We start from the raw sequence: 23,465 nt of genomic DNA, 5'->3' as shown, positions 1-23,465 counted from the left end.
GATTGGGGGTATGTCAGTAACCCTTGACGCTGTAGTCCACTTCGAAATGGATGCCGGTGACGCGCGATACGCCGGTGTCCAGCTTGCCGTCGGCATACAGGCGCAGCCAGCGATAGCCGGGGGCTTCGCTGTCCACCTGAAATTCCTCGCTGCCCGGCGCGAACTGTACGCAGGTCGAAGGCGAGGCGAGCAGCCGCAGATTGCCGCGCTGCTGGTCGAACTCCTGATGGATATGTCCCCAGAGCACAGCGCGCGCCTGCGGGTAGCGGTCGAGCACGGCGAACAGGGCGGCGGGGTTGCGCAGGCCGATGGGCTCCATCCACTTGCAGCCGATGGAGACCGGATGGTGGTGCAGGCAGATCAGGTGATGGCGCTGCGGCGCTTCGCCAAGGGCGCGCTCGAGCAGTTCGAGTTGGCTGTCGGCAAGAAAGCCGGGCACAGCGCCGGGGATCGATGAATCGAGCATGACGATGCGCCAGGCGCCAAGGTCGATTACCGGCTCCAGCAGCTCGCTGCCCTGGCAGGCGGCCTGCATGGGAGGGATTTCGTCATGGTTGCCGGCCAGCCAGCGGGTTGGTGCGTCGATGGCTGAGGTGAGTTGGCGAAAGCGCTGATACGACGCTTCGCTGCCGTCCTGCGAAAGATCACCTGTAGCCAGAATCAGGTCGATCTGCGGCTGTTCCTGCTGTACCCGTTCGATCACCCGCTGCAGGCTGTCGCAAGTATCCATGCCCAGCAGCTTGCCGTCCGCTTCGGCGAACAGATGGCTGTCGGACAACTGCACCAGCAGTACCGAGGAATCAGGGGATGGGGTGGGCAGGCTCGGCAAGACCGTCTCCTAGGGCACAATCGGGTGAATTATGGTGGTTGCCGCAGTAAAGGGAAAACCCGGGAAGCGGACGCAGGTCACAGAAAAAACGCCAGAAGCGCTTTTTGCCGTTGTTCGCGACAGTGGTCAGGCTGGGCGGGCCACTCACAACGTGCAACGCCGCGCTATCGGCCAGGCATCGAAAAGCTTGATCGTCGGCCTACATCACTGGCTGCGGCTCATGCCCACAGGCCAGGCAATGACTTAGCCATTCACCGAGGAACAGGTTGAGCTGACTCTTTTCGTCCGGTTGATGCATCGCCGCGTTGGGGTAGGGGTAGCGAATATTCAGGCGGCGCGCGTTCTCGGCGCCGACGACCTCGGCCATACGCGCGTCGTGATAGACCCGCACTTCCAGTTGCGGCACCGGTAGCCAGGGCAGGCTGTGTTCCTGGCGCACGCACAGGGTGGTGGTGTAAGGGCAACTTTCCAGCACGTCCAGAGCCAGTACACCGAGCAGGTGTTCGCCCTGGCTCAGCGCCACGCGGCGGCTTTCCGTGTGCTCGCGCATGTTCGGCAGCAGGCGCATCAGGCGCGCATAGTTGGCCTCGCAAGCCGCTTGCAGCTCGACCAGGTCGACCCGATAGCGCTCGCGCAGCAGATTCACGACCACATTCCCCGCACTTCGTCGCGGTTCAGCGCCAGCCATTGCAGGGCGATGATGCTGGCTGCGTTGTCGATACGCCCGTCGCGCACGGCGGCCAGGGCGTCCGCCAGCGGCATCACCTGTACCCGGATGTCCTCGCCTTCTTCAGGTAGGCCATGCACACCGCCGGCACCCTCACTGCTGCAGCGACCGACGAACAGATGTACGCGCTCGTCCGAGCCGCCGGGCGAAGGGTAGTACTGGGTGATCGGCCAGAGCGAAGTCAGGGGCAGGTCAGCTTCCTCGATGGCCTCGCGGCGCGCGACCTCCTCGGGCTCCTCTTCCTTGTCGATCAGGCCTGCGACCAGCTCCAGCAGCCAGGGGTTGGCGCTCTTGTCCATGGCACCGACGCGAAACTGCTCGATCAGCACCACTTCGTCGCGCTGCGGATCGTATGGCAGCACGCACACTGCGTCGTGACGCACGAACAGCTCGCGGGTCAGCTGCGGGCCCATGTTGCCGGCGAACTGGCGATGGCGCAGCTTGATGCGGTCAAGGCGGTAGAAGCCGCGAAAGCAGTTCTCGCGCTCGATGATGTCGATGTCGTCTTTGCCCATGGCAGCTCCCCAGATAGTCGTAACGGGCCAAGCTCAGACTGTGTGAAAACTACTGCGCTCGCTCATGCTGCGTTAAAAAACGGCTCGTGCGCGAGTCCGATCAAAGTGCTCATTTACAGCTCGTAAACTGCGCCTTTTCGCCGTTTTTTGCCTTGCCTGACCTTCGCTCGCTACGTTTTCACACGGTCTGATGCGGCCCGTTACCTGTCACACTAGCGAGCATAGCGCTGCCAGATCAAGCTTCCATGACGGCCTGTTACACGCGTTGGTAGAGTTGGCTGCCTTGCGCCTTGAATTCCTCGGCCTTGGCCTGCATGCCTTGCTCGGCATCCAGATCGACGGCGTCGATGCGCTGCTCCTTGGCGTACTCGCGCACTTCCTGGGTGATCTTCATCGAGCAGAACTTCGGTCCACACATGGAGCAGAAGTGTGCCACCTTGGCCGAGTCCTTCGGCAGCGTCTCGTCGTGGTAGGCGCGCGCGGTGTCCGGGTCCAGGCCGAGGTTGAACTGGTCCTCCCAACGGAACTCGAAGCGCGCCTTGGACAGAGCATTGTCGCGAATCTGCGCGCCCGGATGGCCCTTGGCCAGGTCCGCTGCGTGGGCAGCGATCTTGTAGGTGATGATGCCGGTCTTCACGTCATCCTTGTTCGGCAGGCCCAGGTGCTCCTTGGGCGTGACGTAGCAGAGCATGGCGCAGCCGAACCAGCCGATCATCGCTGCGCCGATGCCGCTGGTGATGTGGTCATAGCCCGGCGCGATGTCGGTGGTCAGCGGGCCGAGGGTGTAGAACGGCGCCTCGTCGCAGCATTCCAGCTGCTTGTCCATGTTCTCCTTGATCAGTTGCATCGGCACATGGCCAGGACCTTCGATCATGCACTGCACGTCGTGCTTCCAGGCGATCTTGGTCAGTTCGCCGAGGGTTTCCAGTTCACCGAACTGCGCTTCGTCGTTGGCGTCGGCAATCGAGCCCGGACGCAGGCCGTCGCCCAGCGAGAAGCTGACGTCGTAGGCCTTCATGATTTCGCAGATGTCTTCGAAGTGGGTGTAGAGGAAGTTTTCCTTGTGATGCGCCAGGCACCACTTGGCCATGATCGAGCCGCCGCGCGAAACGATGCCGGTAACGCGCTTGGCGGTCAGCGGCACGTAGCGCAGCAGTACGCCGGCGTGGATGGTGAAGTAGTCCACGCCCTGTTCGGCCTGCTCGATCAGGGTGTCGCGGAACAGCTCCCAGGTCAGGTCTTCGGCGATGCCGCCGACTTTTTCCAGCGCTTGGTAGATCGGCACGGTGCCAATCGGCACCGGCGAGTTGCGGATGATCCACTCGCGGGTTTCGTGGATGTGCTTGCCGGTGGACAGATCCATCACCGTGTCCGAACCCCAGCGGATGCCCCAGGTCAGCTTGGCCACTTCTTCTTCAATCGAAGAGCCGAGCGCCGAGTTGCCGATGTTGCCGTTGATCTTCACCAGGAAGTTGCGGCCGATGATCATCGGCTCCAGCTCCACGTGGTTGATGTTGGCCGGGATGATGGCGCGGCCACGCGCGACTTCGCTGCGCACGAACTCGGGGGTGATCTCTTTCGGGATGGCGGCGCCGAAGCTGTGGCCAGCGTGTTGTTCTTTCAGCAGGCCGGCTTCACGCGCCTCGGCCAGCTTCATGTTCTCGCGGATGGCGATGTATTCCATCTCGGGCGTGATGATGCCCTTCTTGGCGTAATGCATCTGGCTGACGTTGTGCCCGGCCTTGGCCCGGCGCGGGTTGCGTACGTGGGCGAAGCGCATGGCCGACAGCTCGGCATCGTTGAGGCGGCGCTGGCCGAACTCGGAGGACAGACCCGGCAGCTTCTCGGTGTCACCGCGATCCTCGATCCAGGCGCTGCGCACGTCGGCCAGGCCCTTGCGCACGTCGATGGTGACGTTCGGGTCGGTGTAGGGGCCGGAGGTGTCGTAGACGGTGACCGGGGCGTTGATCTCGCCGCCGAAGTCGGTCGGCGTCACGTCCAGGCTGATCTCGCGCATCGGCACGCGAATGTCCGGGCGCGAGCCTTGCACGTAGACTTTCTGCGAACGGGGGAAGGGTTGTACCGACTGTTGGTCGACTTGCGCCGACTCACTCAAATTCTTTTGTTGTTGTGCGCTCATCAAGGCTCTCTCCGGGGAAGGTTGTCGGAGTTGGAACCTGAGCGGACGAAGGGCGCGAGATGCACCATGGGGCGGTGCCGAGAGGACTCGCCGGTACGCTGGCGAGGACATCTTGTTCCCTACGCAGGCCTTAACCTGATCAGGTTCAACGGGATCCGGCAGCTGCCAATCTCAGCCCCGCATATGGGGCACCCCGACAAGAACTCGGTCAGTCTAAACAAGCTGGTGGGAGAAAACCAACTCGGCGGTCAATAAATATCGACCCGCGCGTCGGAAAGCGACTGCTTGCGCTGCTGATAGTGAATTGTTCCCGACGAGCAACATAGCTTGCCGCCAGCTAGACTGATGGCGTCCATGGCGCGCTTGACCCCCGGCTGTGGCGACCCGTAGCCTTGGCGATTACCGCCTATTCAAGGATCGACATCCATCATGTTGCGCAGACTATCCCTGGCAATCGCCGTGGCCGCCGCTTCGGTGGGCCTGGTTCAGGCCGAAGAGGCCCCGCTGTCGAGCAAGACCGACCTGGTCACCGTGTATCAGGAAGCGGCGAAGAACAACGCCGATATCGCCGCCGCGCGCGCCGACTATCAGGCTCGTCGTGAAGTGGTACCACAGGCGCGTGCCGGCTTGCTGCCCAACCTGTCCGCTGGCGCCAATTACGGCGACACGCGTACGGAAGTCGATTCGCCCAGCGTGACCCTCTCGCGCAGCGGCCTGGTCTATCAGGCCAACCTCAGTCAGCCGCTGTTCCGTGCCGACCGCTGGTTCCAACTGCAAGCTGCCGAGGCCACCAGCGAGCAGGCTTCGCTGGAGTTGTCCGCCACCGAGCAGAACCTGATCCTGCAGAGCGCCGAAACCTATTTCGCCGTGTTGCGTGCGCAGGACACCCTGGCCTCGACCAAGGCCGAGGAAGCGGCCTTCAAGCGTCAGCTGGATCAGGCCAACGAACGTTTCGATGTCGGCCTGTCCGACAAGACCGATGTGCTCGAGGCGCAGGCCGGGTTCGATACTGCCCGCGCCAACCGCTTGCTCGCCGAGCGCGCAGTGGATGACGCCTTCGAAGCCCTGGTGACCCTGACCAACCGCGATTATCTGGCCGTCGAAGGGATCGTCCACACCCTGCCGGTGCTGGCGCCGACGCCGAACGATGCCAAGGCCTGGGTCGATACCGCCGCGGCACAGAACCTCAACCTGCAGGCCAGCCTGTATGCCGTGACGGCCGCCGAAGAGAATCTGCGCCAGCGCAAGGCCGGTCATGCGCCGACCCTGGATGCCGTGGCCAGCTATCAGCAGGGCGATAACGACAGCCTGGGTTTCACTAACTCCGGCGGGCTCCCGCGCTACAGCGGCGACGTCTCACAGCGCTCCATCGGCCTGCAATTGAACATCCCGCTGTACAGCGGCGGCCTGACCAGCTCGCAGGTGCGTGAGGCTTATCAGCGCCTGGGCCAGACCGAGCAACTGCGTGAGAGCCTGCGTCGCCAGGTGGTGCAGAACACCCGTAACCTGTTCCGCGCGGTGAACACCGATGTGGAAACCGTGCAAGCGCGCCGCCAGTCGATCATCTCCAACCAGAGTGCGCTGGAGGCCACCGAGATCGGCTACCAGGTCGGTACCCGCAACATCGTCGACGTGCTCGACGCCCAGCGTCAGCTGTTCAGCGCCGTGCGCAATTACAATGACGCGCGTTACGACTACATCCTCAACAACCTGCGCCTGAAGCAGGCGGCCGGCACCCTCAGCCCGGCCGACCTGGAAGCGCTGGGCAGCTTCCTCAAGCCGGACTACAACCCGGACAAGGACTTCCTGCCGCCGGATCTGGCCTCTGCCGCCGAGTCGCGCCTGCAAGGTAATCCGGATTTCTGATTCCTTCGCAGCAAACGAAAAGCCCGACTCGCGTCGGGCTTTTCATTTCGGCGATGTACCACGTAGCGCGCTGCGTGCACCGATTCGGTTGGCTGTGCGCTACCCGTGTTTGAGCCGAGCCAAATCAGTCGTAGCCCGGATGTAATCCGGGGAATTGCCGGCGTGATGCTTGTCCCGGATTGCATCCGGGCTACAGAAGACGCTGCAAGCGCTCCAGCAAGCGCTCCAGCGCGCCCTGGTTGGCCTTGAGTACGCTCAGGCCGGCCTGGCTCATACGCTGTATCTCGCTTGGTTCGTTCAGCAACGTCGCCACTTTGTCCGCCAACTGCACAGCGCTCTCCACTTCGCTCAGGGCGCCGGCTTCACGCAATTGCGCAGCGATTTCCAGGAAGTTGAACAGGTGTGGGCCGCTCAGCACTGGCTTGCCCAGTGCTGCTGGCTCCAGCAGGTTGTGGCCGCCATTGGCCACCAGGCTGCCGCCGACGAAGGCGATATCCGCCAGCGCGTAGAGAAACAACAGCTCACCCATGGTGTCACCGAGCAGCACCTGGTCGCTGGCTTGCACGGCTTCAGCCGTGGAGCGGCGGCGAGTGGTTAGCCCTTCACTGATGCATAGCTCATGGACCGAGTTGAAGCGCTCAGGGTGGCGCGGCACCAGAATCAGCAGTGCATCCGGCTGCGTCTCCAGCAACTGGCGATGGGCGGCGAGGATGATCTCGTCTTCGCCCGCGTGGGTGCTGGCGGCAATCCACACCGGGCGCTGCTCGGCCTGCCAATGGCGGCGCAGCTCGACGGCGCGTTGCAGCAGTTCGGCATCGATCTTCAGGTCGAACTTGATCGAACCGGTCACCTCCACGCGGCCAGGGCGAGCGCCCAGATCGAGAAAACGCTGCGCCTCGGCCTGGGTCTGCACGGCGATCAGCGACAGTTCGGCAAGCATCGGTGCGGTGAGTTTGCCAAAGCGTGCATAGCCGCGTGCCGAGCGCTCGGACAGGCGCGCGTTGGCCAGCGCTACGGGAACGTTGCGCTTGGCGCACTGATGGATGTGGTTCGGCCACAGCTCGGTTTCCATCACCACGGCCAGACGCGGCCGTGCGCGGTCGAGAAAGCGCGCGGCAGCCCAGGGCAGGTCATAGGGCAGGTAGCAGTGCTGCACGCTTTCACCGAACAGCGCCTGGATGCGCTCGGAGCCGGTCGGCGTCATGCAGGTCACGGTGATCGGCAGCCCGGGATAACGCGCTTGCAGCGCGCGAATCATCGGCGCGGCGGCGATGCTTTCACCGACCGATACCGCGTGCACCCAGATGCCGCCCGGTGTCATCGCTGGCAGGCCGAGGGAGAAACGTTCGTTGATACGCCGAGCGTAAGCCGGCGCCTTGCGCGCACGCAGGGCCAGGCGCAGGGCAATCAGGGGCAGGGCCAGATGCAGCAGCAGGGTGTAGAGGAGTCTGTTCATGGGGGCGCAGCTTATCGCCGCCTGCCATCGGCTGGAAGCATGATCACGCTTGCGGGCGCAGTAGTTCGCGTGCCAGGCAGTCGGCCAGCCAGTTGGCGGCGGGGCCGAGCGCACCGTCGCGACGGCAGACCAGTTCAACCACCAGCGGCAGCGGTGCCCAGTCGCTACGCAGTTCCTGCAAGTGGCCCTGATAGGTCGGATACTGCGCCACATGGCGCGGCAGCCAGGCCCAGCCAAGGCCGCGTATCACCAGCTCGGCCATGACGTAGAAGCTGTCGGCGCGCCATACCAGCGGACTGATCTGTTCGCCGCCGGGGTAGTGGCTGTCCTGCGGCGTCATCAGCAGTTGACGGTGTTCGGCGAGATCACGGCGTTCGACGCTGTCGAGCTCGGCCAGCGGGTGTTGCGGGCTGCACACCGTGACCATCTCGATGGTGCCCAGGCGCTGGCTTTCCAGCTCCCTTGGCATCTGCTCATGATGAAACAGCAGGCCCAGATCGGCCTGACGTTGCAGCAGCTTGCGCGCCACGTCGCCCTGGGCGCCGCTGGAAAGCTGCACTTCTAGCAGCGGAAAGGCCTCGGCCAGGGCTTCAAGGCTGGCCAGCACTGGCTGGTAGGGCATGGCTTCGTCCTGCGCCAGGCGCAGGCGCGCCTCCTCGCCACGCGCCAGACCCAGCGCGCGGCCATCGAGTCGCTCGCACTGCTGCAACACGCTGCGGGCCTGCTCCAGCAGCGCGATGCCCGCTTCGGTCAGGCGCGGCTGGCGCCCACTGCTGCGTTCGAAGAGGGTGACGCCGAGATCGCTTTCGAGCAGGGCGATGGCGGTGCTGACCGCCGATTGCGCGCGTCCGGTTTGCCGAGCTGCAGCAGAAAAGGAGCGGCTCTCGGCGGTACGGACGAACAGTTGCAGTTGATCGAGATTCCAGTTCATGGCTGACCTATCTCAAAAGCAGATAGCTAATGACTTTATCCCATCATGGAGGAACTTAGAATTGTGTCCATCTTTCAGGAGTCGCCATCATGCCCGGATACCTCTATCTCGCCATTGCCATCGCGGCTGAAGTCATCGCCACCACCTCGATGAAGGCTATCGACGGCTTCAACAAACCCTTGCCGCTGTTGCTGGTGGTCGGCGGTTACGCGATCGCTTTCTGGATGCTGATTCTGGTGGTGCGCACCATCCCGGTGGGCATCGCCTACGCCATCTGGGCGGGGTTGGGCATCGTGTTGGTCAGCATCGCGGCGATGTTCATCTACCAGCAGAAACTCGATCTGCCGGCTGTGCTCGGCATGGGGCTGATCGTCAGTGGCGTGGTGGTGATCCAGTTGTTCTCCAGCTCCACCGGGCACTGAGGCCGTGCGTACCTGAGGGCCTTGGTGCGCATGGCGTACCCTACGGGGACTGCCTGAAGCCGTTATACTGCGCGCCTGTTTTTCGCCGAGGCCCGTTCATGTCCCAGTCTCTCAGCACCGATGTCCTGATCGTCGGCGGCGGTATCGCCGGCCTCTGGCTCAACGCGCGTCTGCGTCAGCAGGGCTTCGCCACTGTTCTGGTTGAGCGTGGCAGCCTGGGGGGCGGACAGAGCCTGAAGTCGCAGGGCATCATCCATGGCGGCGCCAAATACGCCCTGCATGGCGCGCTGACCGGTGCCTCCGAGGCCATCGCCGATATGCCGCGCCGCTGGCGCGAGGCGCTGGCGGGCAATGGCGAGCTGGATCTGTCCGGCGTACACATTCTTTCCGAGGCGCATTACCTGTGGTCGCCCGGCACCCTGGCCGGCAACCTCACCAGCTTCTTCGCCAGCAAGGCGGTGCGGGGGCGGGTCGATCAGGTCAAGGGCGAGCAATTGCCGCCGGCGCTGCAGCACCCGAAGTTCAAGGGCAAGGTCTATCGCCTCGCCGAGCTGGTGCTCGACGTGCCGAGCCTGATCGCGCGCCTGGCTGAGCTGGCCGGCGGCAGCCTGCTGGCCGCCGAGCGTATCGAACCGCTGCAGGATAACGGTGAGCTGTGCGGGTTGATCGTCGATGGTCGCGAGATTCGTGCGCAGCGCGTGGTACTCAGCGCGGGGGCCGGCAATGCCGAGTTGCTCGCCGCTCTGGGCATCGAACAGCCCGCACAGCAGTTGCGCCCCCTGCATATGGTGCTGGCCAAGGGGCCGGCGCTGAAGCCGTTGTACGCGCATTGCCTCGGTGGTGGGCCCAAGCCTCGGGTCACCGTGACCACCCATCCGGCGGCCGATGGGCAGTGGGTCTGGTACCTCGGTGGCGACCTGGCTGAAGCTGATGGCGTCGCTCGCGGCGAGGTCGCTCAAATTCAGGCCGCGCAAAAGGAAATGGCGGCGCTGCTGCCTTGGGTCGACCAGAGCCAGACCCGCTGGGCCACATTGCGTGTGGATCGAGCCGAGCCCGCGCAGTCGGGCCTGGTGCGCCCGGACAATGCCTTTCTCGCCGAGCAACAGCGCCTGCTGGTGGGCTGGCCGACCAAGCTGGCGCTGGCGCCGGACTTTGCTGACCGCGTACTTGCGGCTCTGCAGCGCGATAACCTGCAGCCATCTGGCCATGCACCATTGCCTGAACTGCCGCGCCCAGCGCTGGGACAGCCGGTGTGGGAGGCATTGCTGTCATGAGCACCCTGCACGAACTGCATCGCCCGCTGGGCTCCACCGGCTTGCGGGTTTCGCCGCTGGGCCTGGGCACGGTCAAGCTCGGCCGTGATCAGGGCGTGAAGTACCCCAATGGTTTCACCATTCCTGACGATGCGCAGGCGCGGGCCTTGCTGCAGCAGGCCCGCGAGCTGGGCATCAATCTGATCGATACCGCGCCGGCTTACGGCGTCAGCGAGCAACGCCTCGGCCCGCTGCTGCGTGGTCAGCGTGATGAGTGGGTGATCGTCAGCAAGACCGGCGAAGAGTTCGAGCAGGGACAGTCGCACTTCGATTTCTCCCCCGCGCACACCCGCCTCTCGGTCGAGCGCAGCCTCAAACGCCTGGAGACCGACCGTATCGATCTGCTGCTGGTGCATTCCGACGGCAACGATCTCGCCGTGCTGCGCGAGTCAGGTGTTTACGAGACGCTGGCCGAGCTCAAGGGCGAGGGTAAGATCCTCGGCTATGGCATATCCGGCAAGACTGTCGAGGGTGGGCTGCTGGCGTTGGAACAGGGTGACTGCGCCATGGTCACTTATAACCTGAGCGAACAGGGCGAGAAGCCAGTACTGGACTACGCTGCCAGTCACGCCAAGGGCATTCTGATCAAGAAGGCGCTGGCCAGCGGGCATGCCTGCCTGGCCGAAGGTGTCGACCCGGTACGCGCCAGCTTCGAGCTGATCTTCGCTCATCCGGGCGTCAGCAGCGCCATCGTCGGCACCATCACGCCCGCGCACCTGGCGGCCAATGTCGCGACAGTCGCGGCGGTTTTGCAGGGCGTCCGCTGAGGTCCCCGGTCACGTCCTCTTACAGCCTCGGGTTGTGCTGGGTAGTCGGCTTGGGGCAGCCTTGAGCGGTTTTCGCTTTAACCTGATCCTCGCGTGAGCGCTGGATGCCGAGCCGCCTCACGCCCAGCCGGAACAAGGAGTCGAGATGCCGCGTACGCTGATCCGCAAGGACCCGAGTAACTTCAAGACCCTGCCGCTGTTCGTCGAAGCCAGCCCTGATGGCCTGAGCTACCAGAGCCTGGGACAGCCCCTGAATTTCCAACAGATGCTCGAACGTCGCCGCCCGATCAACGTGGCGGACAACTCGCGGTTTTCCGTCGAACTGGCCAACCTCGGAGTATCGGTGCGCCTGACCCTGCGTCTGCATGGACGCGACTACTGGCTGCTGGTGCGTCAGCGCCGTCCGGATCGCGGCGACACCGTGCTCAAGCTGATTTCCGGCTATGTGCCAGCGCATGAGCTCAACCTGCCGTTGCTCACTGCCATTCAGGAAGTCGCCGAGGAGTGCCTGCTGGAGAGCGCCGATGGCTGGCTGAGCGGGCGTTTCGCCGATACCTGGTTGCCTACGCCCTATCAGGGCGCGCTGCGTTATCGCGAGTCGAGCCATTTTCGCCTCAGCCCGTTGTCCGGCGCCGCCCGGCCGGTACAGTGCGGCAACCTGACCTTGCTCGAGCGCCCGCGCGCCTATGTGCATCTGCCTACCGCATCCTTGCAGCTGGTCTATGACCTGAGCCTGGAGCTACCGCGCGATGCTCGGCAACTGAGCCTGTTCCATGTCGACGAATGCCTGGAAGACGGCCGCCTGGTGGCGCGTCTGGAGCGTCGCCGGCCAGATATCTATTTGCTGGCATTGCAGCGCGGTGCGCCCAGTGGTGGGTTGTTCACCCTGCGCAAGGGTGAGCTGCTGCCCGCCAGTACCCGAGGGGTGTGGCTGTCGGAGAGTTTTGCCGAACAGGATGGCTGGCTGGTGCGTGATGAGCGGATTCGCTGGAAGGACTGGTTGCAGCGCTACGGTGTAAAGACGCCGCAGCGGCGCGCATTGGTCAGTGCGTAAGGCGGGTGCAACCCGCTGTTGGCCGTCTGGCGGGTTGCACCCGCCCTACATGGGCTTCGCCGCTTTCACACTCGGCTCTCGCGCATGCGCGTCAGTTGCCGCTCCAGCAGGGCCGGATAAGGATCGAGCAGGCGTTCCACGCAGCTGGCACCTTCCGGGCTGGCAATCGGACGGATGCGGGCGCGCTGACGGGCCAGGGCATCCTGCGCGACGCGTTGCTCGACCAGCAGCAGATTGCGGCTGTGTTGTGACAAGGCCAGGGCATCCAGAGCGCTGTCGCTGAGCAGCAGGTCGGCCTGGCCCAGCTCTTCGAGGTCGCTGCCCAGGGTCAGCCCCAACTGCAGTTGCAGGGTGATGCCGCTGTCGGCGACCTCGATCTGCAGGGCGTGGCCCAGTGCGCGCATCAGCTCGCCACAGCAGATAGCGTGGGTCAGATAGTCCTCACCGCATTCACGCTCATGGAACAGCATCAGGCTGCTGCCATCCTTTAGCGTGTGCAGTTGTCCCTGATACAGCGCGGCAGCCTGTTCCAGGCAGCCCCGATAACGATCCAGCAGGTCCAGCAGGCGCGTGCGCGGCAGGCGCCGAAGCTGTTCCTGGGCGCCGAGCTGAATGGCCAGTACGGCGCTGGCTCGCGATGGGCGCGGAGCCTTGGCGACCGGTGCAGGTGCCTCGGACTCGTCACGCAGATCGGCGAAGGGATCATCCGGCTCTATCGTGTCGGGCCATGGCTTGAGCTGCTCGTCATCGCGATGCTCATCGCTGATGTCCGCTTCATCGAAGGCAGCATGCTCGGCCGCGATCTCATCCTGCTCGTCGAAGCGCTCGTCGTCTTCTTCGTGCAGATAGTCCTCGCTGTCATCGAGCAGTTGTTCGTCATCCAGTTCCTGCTCGGGCTCCGGTTTTTCAGGTACCAGGCGCGCTTGCAGTTGGCGCGCCAGATCACCGATCTCGTCGTTGCGCCCGGCGCCCGGCGCAGGATCGTCCGGGTCGCGCAGCCATAGGCGCATCTGCAGCAGTGGCGTGGAAATATGCCGGCCGAGACGCATGCTCAGCGACAGGGTGAGGGCCAGCAGGATCAGGCTGAGGATGCCCATGCTCTGCAGACTGATGGTCATTGGCTGCTGGAACTGGCTCATGTCCAGGCTGATGCGCAACTGTCCGGCCATCACTTCCTGGAAGGTGATGGAGGTGGAGTACAAACCTTCGCTTTCACCCAGCACGCTACGTGTCGGGCGCGCGCCTGCTTCGGCCAGGATGCGACTGTCCACGCTGTAGATAGCTGCATGAGCCACCAGCGGGTTTTTCGCCAGGTTGTTCAGCAGTACGTTGAGGCTGAGGATGTCGTTGGACACCAGCAGTTCGGTGGCCGAGGCCGCCGTCTGAGTGATCAGCGCCTGGCCCAGTGCATCGGCCTGCTGCTGCATGGCCTGCTTGAACTGCATGCCCATGACCCAGGCATAGATGACCATCGCCAAGGCCACCAGCAACAGGCTGTGGCTGGCGATGCGCAGCACCAGAGGCACCCGCCGCTGACGCAGCGCGTGGAAGATCAGGATGAAGAAGTTATCGGGTTTGACGGGCGCGGGCCGGTTCACAGAGCACGGCTCTTGTCGACTGAAGTTGCCGCGCAGTATAGCGAGCGGTCTGGGGCGGGCAAAGCGCGCGGCTGCCCGGATCGACGGGAAACTGGGTAGAATGTGCGCCTTTTCGTCGGTCAGTGGCCAATTCGCCGCTTGCCTGCCTCAATCGTTTGCCTTGGAGGGTGCGTCTTGCGCGAAATCGTCTTGATCAATATCACCGGCGAGGATCGCCCCGGACTTACCGCAGCCATCACCGGCGTGCTGGCTCAGGGCGGGGTGAACATCCTCGATATCGGCCAGGCGGTGATCCACGACACCCTGTCGTTCGGCATCCTCATCGAGATTCCTGACAACGGCCGCTCCCAGTCGGTGCTCAAGGATCTGCTGTTCACCGCCTACGAGCTCGATCAGCAGGTACGTTTCACCCCGGTCTCCGAAGACGACTACCGCCAGTGGGTCGGTGGCCAGGGCAAGGCCCGCCATATCGTGACGCTGTTGACGCGCAGGGTCAGCGCCGAGCAGTTGCAGCGGGTCAGCGCGATCACTGCCAAGTACGGCTTGAACATCGATCACATCGATCGCCTTTCCGGGCGCATGCCGCTGGACATGCCGGCCGAACAGGGCAAGGGCTGCATCGAGTTTTCCGTGCGTGGCGAGCCGGCCGATCCCGTGGCCCTGCGCGCCGAGTTCCTCAGCGTGGCGCAGGAACTCAACGTCGACATCGCCTTCCAGCGCGACTCGGTGTTCCGTCGTAATCGCCGTCTGGCGGTGTTCGACATGGACTCGACGCTGATCGAAGCCGAGGTGATCGACGAGCTGGCCAAGGCCGCTGGTGTTGGCGAGCAGGTGGCCGAGATCACCGAGCGTGCCATGCGTGGTGAGCTGGATTTCCGCGCCAGCTTCAAGGAGCGTCTGGGCTTGCTGCAGGGGCTGTCGGAAGACGTGCTGGAGGAGATCGGTGCGTCTCTGCGTCTGACCGAAGGCGCCGAGGTGCTGTTCGCCGAACTCAAGCGTCTGGGCTACAAGACCGCGATTCTTTCTGGCGGCTTCACTTACTTTGCCAAGCAACTGCAGGCCAAGCTGGGCATCGACTACGTGTTCGCCAACGAACTGCAGATCGAGAACGGCAAAGTCACCGGCGTGGCCGTCGAGCCCATCGTCGATGCGCAGCGCAAGGCAGATTTGCTGCGCGAACTGGCGCAGAAGGAAGGTTTGCAGCTGGAGCAGACCATCGCCGTCGGCGATGGCGCCAACGATCTGCCAATGCTCGGCCTGGCCGGTCTCGGTGTGGCCTTCCGTGCCAAGCCGCTGGTCAAGCAATCGGCCAAGCAGGCGATCTCCACTCTGGGCCTGGACGGCATCCTTTATCTGCTCGGTTTTCGCGAGCGTGAGGGGCAGGAATAAACACCGGCGTTGCGTCGGGTATAAAAAAGCCGCCTGTTCAGGCGGCTTTTTTGTCGGCGTGATTCATTCGTCGCCGGCCGAGAAGTCGTAGTCCATCGACTGGCTCGGACCCTGCAGGTAGTAACCCTGAATGAAGTTGACTCCGGCCTGCCACAGCGTGGCCAGTACGCTGGCACTTTCGACGAAGGGCACGATGGTCAGCTTGGCCTGTGCATGCAAGCTGCTGAGCAGGGTTTTCAGCGCTTCCTGATTCTCTGCATTGCTCAGGTCCTGGGAGAACGAGCCATCGACTTTGACGAAGTCCACTTGCAGGTGCTTGAGCGTGTTGAACGGGTTCAGCGCGCAGCCGAACTGGCTCAAGGCCACCTTGCAATGCAGCTCCGCCAGGCCTTGGGTCAGCGCCTTGGCCTGCTTCAGGTAGGCAATGGCATCGGGCTCGCTGAACTGGAACACCAGTGAGTCCGATGGCAGGCGTGCTGCCTTGAGTGCCACGCTGAGCCAGGGCAGCAGCGTCTGGTCCTGCAGGCTGGCGCTGGACAGGTGTACGAACAGTCGCGTGTTATGGCCTCTGGAGCGGTGGTCTGCCAGTAGCTTGATCGAGTTGAGGATCACCCAGCGGTCAATCTTCTCGCCGAGGCCGGCATCCTTGGCGGCGGCAAGGAAATCGAGCGGCGGCACCTCCGTACCCTGAGGATTGAGCAGGCGCAGCAGCACTTCGTAATGTTCGTGGGCATCGCCACGCAGGCTGATGATCGGCTGGAACAGCAGCCGGAAGCTGTTGTTCTCCAGCGCCTGCTGCACCATCGCCAGCAGGCTGCCGCGGTTGGCCGCTGCGGCGAGCTCATCGGCCGGGTTGAATACTTTGATGGCATTGCCGTCACTGAGCTCGTCGGCACAGCGGTGCGCGCGATCGATGACTTCCTGCGCCTTGGCGGTTTTCTCGCTAAGGCCGGCGACACCGATCGACAGTGTGGTCTGGGCGGTGCGGCCGCTGACATCGAACAGGTGGGCTTCGACCTTCTTCAGCAGGGGCACCAGGCTGGCTTGGCACTGCTCGGGCGACTGGCCCGGGAGCAGGGCAGCGAACACGTCGTCACCGAAGCGGGCCAGTTGGGTCTCCGCCGGGAAATGTGCGCGCAGCAGGCCGGCCAGGTCGGTCAGCAGCAGGTCGATGCCGGCCAGGCCGATCTCGCCCTGCATGCTGGCGTAACGATCGACACGGATATACGCCAGAGTCGAGGGCTGACCGGTGTTGACGGCGCGCTCGGCAGCGTTGTCCATCAGCTCGAGGAAGTGGTTGCGGTTGAACAGGCCGGTGACCAGATCCTGGCTGCTGATCTCGCGCAGTTTCTCTTCCAGCTCGGCATTGGAGGTTTCCGCGCGGATCACCACCTGAATGCACGGCTCGCCATCATAGGTGGCGGGGGAGAAGGTCATTTGTGCGGCGAAGCTGCTGCCATCGGCACGTACGCCCTGGCAATTGAGCTCGGCATTGCCTTCGGCGCTCTGGTAGTTCTTCAGGAAATCCTTGAACGCAGCGTGATCGGCACTGGCGATCAGGTCGATCATCGGCATGCCTTCCAGCTCTTCACCATCCTCGTAGCTGAACAGCTCGAGATAGGCCCGGTTGGCATAGATGTGCATGCCGTCGTGGACGTAGGTTATGGCGTCTACCGAGCTTTCCAGCAACAGCTGACAGCGTTTCTCCGCTTCGCGCAATGCCACTTCGGCGGCACGACGTGCGCGACGTTCCTCGAGGTTGGCCAGCTCGCGCTTGGCTACCAACACCAGGCGTTCGTCTTCGCCTTGCGGCAGGGCGTCTTGCGCGCCGAACAACAGGGCTTCGGTGATGATCTCGGAATCGTTTTCCTCGACCAGCTGGATGACGGGGATGTCCTTGGCCTGGCGGCGGATGGCACTGATTGCTTCGCTCGGGTCGAGATGCTCGCTGCTCGCTGCGCAGATCAGCAGGTCCCAGGTCTGTTGCAGTGTCTCCGTCAGGTCATCGCTGGAAGTCAGACGATGCACGCGAGTAGCATGCCCGGCGTTGCGGAACAGACTGACTAGGCGCTCAGCTTCGTTCTGCGAGTCTTCGAGAATCAGCAGGCGGATGGTTTTTTTTTCGATGGCCATAGAGGGGTCATTACCGCGCCGAACGGACGCGAAAAGGCGACAAATGGTGAGTTCGCCGGAGCCTACAGCGACTTCCAGAGCGAGTCAAAATCTTCCTCCCCTGCAGGCTTCTGGCTTTGCGAGGCTGTGACCGGTGTCCCGGGCGCACCTTCTTCTTCGCCCACGCGGCGATACTCGAACTGGCTGAAGCTGCCGGTGCTGACCTGCCTGCGGGTGAGCAGGGCGCGGTGTTCTTCACCGTGGTCGTTGATCAGTACCTTGCTGCCCTCCTGGAATGGCAGGCGCGGGGTGATCAGGCTGGCGGGGCGAGAAATGGCGCTGATTTCCGGTAGCAGCAGGGCGCGCAGGTACTGGCTGTTCTGCTCGGCCTTGCGCAACAACTGCAGGCCACAGGGGCGCGCGTGCGGTGCTATCAGCTCGATACCCATCTGCGTACCGCCGCCGCGGACCTGGCGAATCCAGCGTACGATGGCCACGCTCCAGCCCTGGCTGGGGTTGTCTTGTACACCCAGCAACTCGCCAGCCTGCAGTTGGCTGGGGACGTCCTTGGGCCAGGACAGGCAATAGCCGCCGGGGCTGTGATTGACGATGGGCAGGGGGAAGGTCGGGTAACTCTCGCCATTGTTCTCAGGCTGCGCCTGTTCACCAGGGGTTACCTTGGTGTACTGAATCTCTTCGAAGTGGATTTCGTCAGCCGCATTGCGCTGGGCATCGAAGGCGTTCGACCAGACATCAGGCTCGCCCGTGGACGGCTTGAATACCGCAGCGCCCAGCTCGACCGGACGTTTGAGTACTTCGGCGAACGAGCAGCATCCGGAGAGGAAGAAATGCAACGCGGTCATGCCGATGCACAGGGTCAGGCTGCCTTGCCCAGGTGTTCGCTGGAAGGTGCGCTCGGCGATGTCGCCCCAGGCTGCGGCAACATGCTGCAGCAAGTCGAGGGTAATGCCTTCCGGAATCATCAGGCGCGATTTGTTGCGCTCGTCTTCGGGGAGTTCCAGGTATTCCTTGATGGCATCGACCAGCGGCTGCGTGTCGATACCCAGCAGGTGGTGCAATTCGCTGCTCTGATACAACGACTTGTAGCGCGGCGGGCCATCGACCTGCGGCGCCAGCACGAACAGGCTGTCGGCATGGTCGCCTGGCTGCAGCTTGACCAGCGCGCTCCAGGGTTCCAGCGCTTCTGCCAGACGTGCGATGCCGTTCTGACGCATCTGGTTGGTGCGCGCACAGCCCAGCAGCAGTGCGGTCACGTAAGTCTGCTCGGTGCTCAGGCCCTGAGTATGGCGTGCCAGCGGGTCGCGAATGACCTGGCGCTGCAGGCGCTGCTCGCAGGCAATCTGATAGAGCTGGTGCAGCTCCAGCCAGAGCCCTTCCGGAACCGGGCAGTAAAGCTGACTGGCACGAATCAGCGGACTGCACAGGCTGTGGCTAGCGCGCTGCAGGGAGACGGCGAGCAACTGGTCGCGATCCTTGCCGCTGCGATTGATCACGCGGGAAATAATCAGCTTGTAGCCGACGGCCAGGTGGTTCTGCAGCGCCTGGCACAGGTTGGCCACCTTGCGCGGGCGCTCGTCTAGAACGATGGCCTGGTTGAGAAAGTGACGCTCCAGGTGTTGGCAGACGAAGCTTACTTCCGGGCGCAGCAGTTCGAGCAACTGCAGGCGATTTTCCGAAGGGGTGAGGAATTGATTGAGTTCCACCAGGCTCTGATACAACTGACGTGCAGTTTCACCGATGTTCGCCTTGGGCAGGCCTGCGATCCAGCGTTTCAGATCGCGGGGACTGCCGTCGCAGAAGCTCAGACTCTGCTTGCTCGGCGTGGGAACGCGCAACAGTTGAAGGTGGGTACTCTGTCTATCCATCAAACTCGGATACTCCGGCCACGCAATGCCAAGCGGCTCTAGTAATAGTCTTTCGAACTCTAGCAGTATCTGCCTGCGCTGGCAGCCCGTCCGGGTGGACGGGCTACCTCGCCAGAGTACGGATCTATGACCGAACGGTCGAGATGCGGGTTCCTTTTCTCAGCGGCTCAGTTCTGAGCGGTGCCCATCAGCTGGCCCATGCGCACCGCGCTGCCAGCGTCCAGCTCCTGGGCCCATTGCACCTGATTCGGGCCGAACAGGACGATGGCAGTGGAGCCCAGTTTGAAACGGCCCATTTCTGCGCCCTTGGCCAGTTCGATCGGCCCGCGCGCTTGCGCGTCATAGCGGGTGCTCTTGAGCTCGCGCTTGGGCGGCGTGACCAGGCCAGCCCATACCGTCTCGACGCTGGCAACGATCATCGCGCCCACCAGTACCACTGCCATCGGTCCGCGCTCGGTGTCGAACAGGCAGACCACACGCTCGTTGCGGGCAAACAGTTCCGGCACATTTTCCGCGGTGGTCTGGTTGACCGAGAACAGGCGGCCCGGCACATAGACCATTTCTTTCAGTGTGCCGCCCAGCGGCATATGGACGCGGTGGTAGTCCTTAGGCGAGAGGTACACGGTGGCGAACTGGCCGCCCATGAACGGCGCGGCGCGTTCGGCGTCGCCACCGAGGAGTTCGACGGCGCTGAAACTGTGGCCCTTGGCCTGGAAGATGCGGCCGTGCTCGATGGCGCCGAGTTGGCTGATCGCCCCGTCGGCCGGGCTGAGAATGGCGCCGGGAGTTTCATCCAGCGGGCGCGCGCCGTCTTTCAGCGCGCGGGTGAAGAACGCGTTGAAATGTTCGTAAGCACGCAGGTCCTCGACTTGTGCTTCGCTCATGTTGACCTGGTATTGCTTGGCGAACCACGAGATCAGCGGATTCTTCAGCCAGCCGATACGGCATTCGGCAACGCAGCCGATCAGGCGCGACAGCAGGTGATGGGGCAGCAGGTACTGGCTGAGGATAAAAAGACGTTGTTTCATCGTGTTTCCTTGAAGGTTCTGAACCGGCACTGGCGTGGCCAGGCCGGGTGCAACTGAATGGTCGAAGGGCTCAGCGTTCGATGGGCGTGTCGGGCAGGTTGCCCCACTCGGACCAGGAGCCGGCATAGGCCTTCACGCGTGGATAGCCGAGCGCCTTGGCGACCACGTAGCTGAAGCCGGAGCGGCGGTGCGTCTGGCAGTGAGTGATCACTTCCTTGTCGGGCGTGATGCCCAGGCCTTGCAGGACGTCGGCGATATCCGTGCGGATGCGCATGCCGCGTTGCGGGTCCATGCCGGCAGTCCATTCGAAATGGGTGGCGCCGGGGATATGTCCGCCACGCGCGGAACTCAGTTTTTCGCCACGGTATTCGTCCGCTCCGCGCACGTCCCAGATGGCCAGGTCGGCAGCATCCAGGCGCGATTGCAGGTACTCGCGGGTGGCGGTGGGGGCATCGCTCAGCGTCAGTGCCACCTCGGTGCGGGTCACTGCGGGCTGTTCCTGGCTCAGTTCGAGGCCATCGCTGATCCAGGCCTGCAGGCCGCCATTGAGGAAGTGGTAACGCTGATGGCCGATCACGTCGAGTAGCCAGATGAAACGACCGGCCCAAGGCCCGCCCTCATCGTCGTAGACCACATAAACGGCATCCGTGCGATGACCGATATCGGCGAACAGCGCTTCGAGCTGCGCTCGCTCGGGTAGCAGGCCTGGAGCTGGCGGCATGCCTAGTTGTGTGCGCTTGGTATCCACCCAGCGCGCGCCTGGGATGTGGCCGGCGGCGTAGCGCGCTGCGCTGCTCAGATCGAGCAGGATCAGGTCGGCTGCATCCAGGCGTTCGGCCAGTTGGGCTGGCTCGATCACCAGTGGCAAGTTGTCGAAGGCGGACATGACGGCCTCCTTGAATGAAAAGAGGTCGATTGTAGCGGAAACAGAGCGCTTCAGCGCCCGCGCCTGGAAAAGCTGCCCAGCGCGCGCTCGATGCACTGCACGGTCTTGCCGAACGCCTGCAGGCAGACGTCATTGAGCGGTTGGCCGCCCTGATCGGCCACGACCAGCATCACTACCCGACCGTTATTGGCCACAGAGCGCAGCAGCAGATGCTCGCTGGGAAACAGGGCCTTGAGGTTGCCCGGCAGCAGTGCCGAAAACTGCGCCACGTTGCTGGGCATCAGGCGCAGTTGTCCCGGCGTGCTGAGCAGGCGTTTCAACACCTGACTTTGTGCCGGGTCGAGGCTGAGGGTGGCCGCGCTGACATTGAGCCCCGCCTGTTGCTGGGTTTGCAGGCGGGTGTGCTGGCGATCGGCAAGAAGCAGCAGGACGCGCTTCATGCCGCAGGCCTGCAAGGCGTCGCGGGCGCAGGCAGTCAGCTGCGGCACGTTGGCAAACGTGCTGGGTTCGGCAAGCAGGCGTGCACAGTGCTGACGCCAGGTGGCTAGGTCATCGCGCTTGGGTGGCGCTGCGGCGGCAACGGCTGGTTTCAGGCGATGGGCGTCCCATGGCCAGATCAGTGCCTGGGCCGGGTGCCACAGCGCGTGATCGTGAATCAGGCGTGCGCTGCTCACGGCGTGCTGGTGCACTTGCTGTTGCAGCTCGCTCAGAGGAATCTGCAGGTAGAGTCCGGTAAGGCGCTGCCAGCGCAGGCTGTGCGCGGTATCCCAGGCATGGTGAGCGGATACTGCCAGGCCGTTGGCCAGCAGCACGCAGTTGCTCGGATGGGTGAGCCAGTGGCGCAGGGGGATGTCGGCGTCGAGCATCTGCTGCTGATGCAGCGGGTGTTCGTTGTCGCGTGCGATGTGCAGCGCCCGGACCAGCTGGCGCCGATCACGCTCGAGCAGGCGGTAGCCGCGCACGATCCACTCCGGCAGTCGCCAGCGCTCGGCGAGTTTGACGCACAGCTGGATCAAGGTGACGCCGAGCAACTCTTTCTCTACTGCAGCCGGTCGCTCACCCTTGAGCAATACACGTTGCTCCCAGGCCTCGAACAGCTGCGGATGGGCGCACAGCAATGGCCAGATCGGCGCCAGAAACAGCAGGCTGCAGCCGTGCAATTCATTCCACAGGCGTGCCAGGCGCGCGCCGAACAGGCCGCGAGCCTGTTGGCTGGCATGCTGACTGATCAGCAAAATCTGCTTGAATGCCAGAGGGATGTCGTTCTCTGGCAGGGCGGGTGCCTGGTTGAGAAGGGCCTCGCAGCGGCTCAGGCCCAGGCGCGACAGCGCGGTTTCGATGCTCTCGGCTGGATCACTGAGGCTGTTGCTCGATTGGTTTGCTTCGCGCAGCACCTGCAGGGCGAAAGAGGGGCTGGATTCTATTGCCTCGGCAATTTCACGCCAGGTTCGGCGGCTGTCTCCCAGGATGCGACGCAGGCGCAAATGCTGCTGCTGCTCGATAGGCAGTGGCAACTTGCCCAGGTGTTGTACCCAGGCGTCCAGAGTGCGCGGTAGAGACTTTGACGTCGACATATTGGCTCGAGTCGAACTGGCTTTTGACCATAACTGGCTATAGTCTGGCGTATAAGTTCCGATAATTAGAAGGGTTGTTTTCAATAACCCATCCACTAGGCTCTGCAAGCATTTATTCCATGGTAAAAATCTTAGGCATCATTGTCGTCTTTGGCTGTGTGCTCGGCGGGTTCATACTCTCGGGCGGGAAGTTCATGGCATTGATCCACCCCTTCGAGGTTCTGATCATTGGTGGCGCGGCGCTGGGGGCATTTCTGCAGGCCAACCCGGGCAGCATGTTCATGACGGTGTTCAAGAAATCGCTGAGCATGTTCGGCAGTCGCTTCACCCACGCTTATTACCTCGAAGTGCTCAGGCTGCTGTACGAGATCCTCAACAAGAGTCGCCGCGAGGGCATGATGGCCATCGAGGCCGACATCGAAGATCCCAGCGCCAGTCCGATCTTCAGCAAGTATCCCGGTGTGCTCAAGGACGCGCGGATGACCGCGTTCATCTGCGATTACCTGCGCATCATGTCTTCCGGCAACATGGCTCCGCACGAACTGGAAGGTCTGTTCGATATGGAACTGGCCAGCCTCAAGGAAGAAGTGGAGCACCCGGCTCACGCCGTGGCCAAGGTCGCCGACGGCATGCCGGCCATGGGTATCGTAGCGGCCGTGCTAGGTATCGTGATCACCATGTCGATCCTGGCAGAAGCGGATAACGCGCAGATCGGTGAAAAGGTGGGTACTGCTCTGGTCGGCACCTTCCTCGGCATTCTCGCTTCGTACGGTTTCTTCGGTCCGTTGTCGAACGCCCTGGAACATGATGCCAAGGAAGAACTGAACCTTTACGAAGCGATCAAGGCGACCCTGGTCGCTTCTGCCTCGGGTATGCCGCCGACCCTGGCCGTAGAGTTCGGGCGCAAGGTGCTGTATCCGGCACATCGTCCGAGCTTCAGCGAGCTCGAACAGGCCATGCGCGGCAGCTAAG

General features: G+C 63.3%; 19 protein-coding genes and 1 riboswitch. Of the genes, 7 read left to right on the top strand and 12 right to left on the bottom strand.

All coding sequences use genetic code 11. The features are described from left to right. Positions 1 to 13: 13 nt before the first annotated feature. The 4 genes from cpdA to thiC form a co-directional block, all read right to left on the bottom strand. Entirely contained in the window at positions 14 to 829 is an 816-nt protein-coding gene (cpdA, locus tag INS93_RS02755) for a 3',5'-cyclic-AMP phosphodiesterase (protein WP_192980212.1), read from the bottom strand. A 199-nt stretch (positions 830 to 1,028) separates the two neighbouring features. Continuing rightward, on the bottom strand, positions 1,029 to 1,481 hold the full coding sequence (locus tag INS93_RS02750) for a DUF1249 domain-containing protein (protein ID WP_192980211.1): 453 nt from the start codon (positions 1,479 to 1,481) through the stop codon (positions 1,029 to 1,031). Then, positions 1,472 to 2,071: an NUDIX domain-containing protein gene (locus INS93_RS02745; RefSeq protein WP_192980210.1), complete on the bottom strand. Its 600-nt coding sequence runs from the start codon at positions 2,069 to 2,071 to the stop codon at positions 1,472 to 1,474. Before INS93_RS02745 ends, INS93_RS02750 begins: the two co-directional genes overlap by 10 nt. A 256-nt stretch (positions 2,072 to 2,327) precedes the next feature. Further along, entirely contained in the window at positions 2,328 to 4,211 is a 1,884-nt protein-coding gene (gene thiC, locus INS93_RS02740; protein ID WP_192980209.1) for a phosphomethylpyrimidine synthase ThiC, read from the bottom strand. A 99-nt stretch (positions 4,212 to 4,310) separates the two neighbouring features. Continuing rightward, positions 4,311 to 4,417: riboswitch (TPP riboswitch) on the bottom strand. Between the two features lie 223 nt (positions 4,418 to 4,640). Here thiC and INS93_RS02735 point away from each other — a divergent pair. Next, positions 4,641 to 6,077 carry a TolC family outer membrane protein gene (locus tag INS93_RS02735; RefSeq protein ID WP_192980208.1) on the top strand — a complete coding sequence of 479 codons (1,437 nt, stop codon included), beginning with the start codon at positions 4,641 to 4,643 and terminating at the stop codon, positions 6,075 to 6,077. A gap of 190 nt (positions 6,078 to 6,267) precedes the next feature. On the opposite strand, the gene waaA is transcribed toward INS93_RS02735, so the two are convergent. After that, the gene (gene waaA, locus INS93_RS02730) at positions 6,268 to 7,533 is read right to left on the bottom strand and encodes a lipid IV(A) 3-deoxy-D-manno-octulosonic acid transferase (RefSeq protein ID WP_192980207.1); all 1,266 of its coding nucleotides are present in this window, start codon (positions 7,531 to 7,533) and stop codon (positions 6,268 to 6,270) included. 43 nt (positions 7,534 to 7,576) lie between these two features. Beyond that, a complete protein-coding gene (locus INS93_RS02725; RefSeq protein ID WP_192980206.1) occupies positions 7,577 to 8,464 on the bottom strand; it encodes a LysR family transcriptional regulator in 888 nt (295 codons plus the stop codon). A gap of 89 nt (positions 8,465 to 8,553) precedes the next feature. Here INS93_RS02725 and INS93_RS02720 point away from each other — a divergent pair, with 89 nt between their 5' ends. The 4 genes from INS93_RS02720 to INS93_RS02705 all read left to right on the top strand — a co-directional run bounded on the left by INS93_RS02720 (position 8,554) and on the right by INS93_RS02705 (position 12,020). After that, entirely contained in the window at positions 8,554 to 8,886 is a 333-nt protein-coding gene (locus tag INS93_RS02720; protein WP_192980205.1) for a DMT family transporter, read from the top strand. Between the two features lie 98 nt (positions 8,887 to 8,984). Next, on the top strand, positions 8,985 to 10,160 hold the full coding sequence (locus INS93_RS02715) for an NAD(P)/FAD-dependent oxidoreductase (RefSeq protein ID WP_192980204.1): 1,176 nt from the start codon (positions 8,985 to 8,987) through the stop codon (positions 10,158 to 10,160). After that, a complete protein-coding gene (locus INS93_RS02710; protein ID WP_192980203.1) occupies positions 10,157 to 10,966 on the top strand; it encodes an aldo/keto reductase in 810 nt (269 codons plus the stop codon). Before INS93_RS02715 ends, INS93_RS02710 begins: the two co-directional genes overlap by 4 nt. A 145-nt stretch (positions 10,967 to 11,111) precedes the next feature. Beyond that, positions 11,112 to 12,020, top strand: coding sequence for a metal ABC transporter ATPase (locus INS93_RS02705; RefSeq protein WP_160019195.1), 909 nt, complete (start codon positions 11,112 to 11,114; stop codon positions 12,018 to 12,020). Positions 12,021 to 12,085: 65 nt separating this feature from the next. Here INS93_RS02705 and INS93_RS02700 read toward each other — a convergent pair whose 3' ends face one another. Next, entirely contained in the window at positions 12,086 to 13,618 is a 1,533-nt protein-coding gene (locus INS93_RS02700; RefSeq protein WP_192980202.1) for an AhpA/YtjB family protein, read from the bottom strand. A 174-nt stretch (positions 13,619 to 13,792) separates the two neighbouring features. Here INS93_RS02700 and serB point away from each other — a divergent pair, with 174 nt between their 5' ends. Beyond that, positions 13,793 to 15,007 (top strand): phosphoserine phosphatase SerB, encoded by a 1,215-nt coding sequence (serB, locus tag INS93_RS02695; protein ID WP_192980201.1) that lies wholly within the window; start codon positions 13,793 to 13,795, stop codon positions 15,005 to 15,007. A gap of 63 nt (positions 15,008 to 15,070) precedes the next feature. On the opposite strand, the gene INS93_RS02690 is transcribed toward serB, so the two are convergent. The 5 genes from INS93_RS02690 to INS93_RS02670 all read right to left on the bottom strand — a co-directional run bounded on the left by INS93_RS02690 (position 15,071) and on the right by INS93_RS02670 (position 22,493). Continuing rightward, complete coding sequence (locus INS93_RS02690) at positions 15,071 to 17,140, bottom strand: EAL domain-containing protein (protein WP_160019198.1); 2,070 nt, start codon at positions 17,138 to 17,140, stop codon at positions 15,071 to 15,073. Between the two features lie 62 nt (positions 17,141 to 17,202). Next, positions 17,203 to 19,005, bottom strand: coding sequence for a molecular chaperone (locus tag INS93_RS02685; protein WP_192980200.1), 1,803 nt, complete (start codon positions 19,003 to 19,005; stop codon positions 17,203 to 17,205). A 167-nt stretch (positions 19,006 to 19,172) separates the two neighbouring features. Then, complete coding sequence (asd, locus tag INS93_RS02680; protein WP_192980199.1) at positions 19,173 to 20,033, bottom strand: archaetidylserine decarboxylase; 861 nt, start codon at positions 20,031 to 20,033, stop codon at positions 19,173 to 19,175. Between the two features lie 70 nt (positions 20,034 to 20,103). Beyond that, complete coding sequence (locus INS93_RS02675) at positions 20,104 to 20,919, bottom strand: rhodanese-like domain-containing protein (RefSeq protein ID WP_192980198.1); 816 nt, start codon at positions 20,917 to 20,919, stop codon at positions 20,104 to 20,106. 50 nt (positions 20,920 to 20,969) lie between these two features. Continuing rightward, a complete protein-coding gene (locus INS93_RS02670) occupies positions 20,970 to 22,493 on the bottom strand; it encodes an HDOD domain-containing protein (protein WP_160019202.1) in 1,524 nt (507 codons plus the stop codon). A 119-nt stretch (positions 22,494 to 22,612) separates the two neighbouring features. On the opposite strand from INS93_RS02670, the gene motA reads away from it, so the two are divergent. After that, positions 22,613 to 23,464, top strand: coding sequence for a flagellar motor stator protein MotA (gene motA, locus INS93_RS02665; RefSeq protein ID WP_160019203.1), 852 nt, complete (start codon positions 22,613 to 22,615; stop codon positions 23,462 to 23,464). Position 23,465: the final 1 nt, after the last annotated feature.

Origin of the sequence: Pseudomonas sp. EggHat1, from assembly GCF_014892995.1 — a bacterium.
Classification (GTDB): Bacteria; Pseudomonadota; Gammaproteobacteria; order Pseudomonadales; family Pseudomonadaceae; genus Aquipseudomonas; species Aquipseudomonas chaetocerotis.
This window is presented reverse-complemented; position numbering and strand designations above follow the sequence as displayed.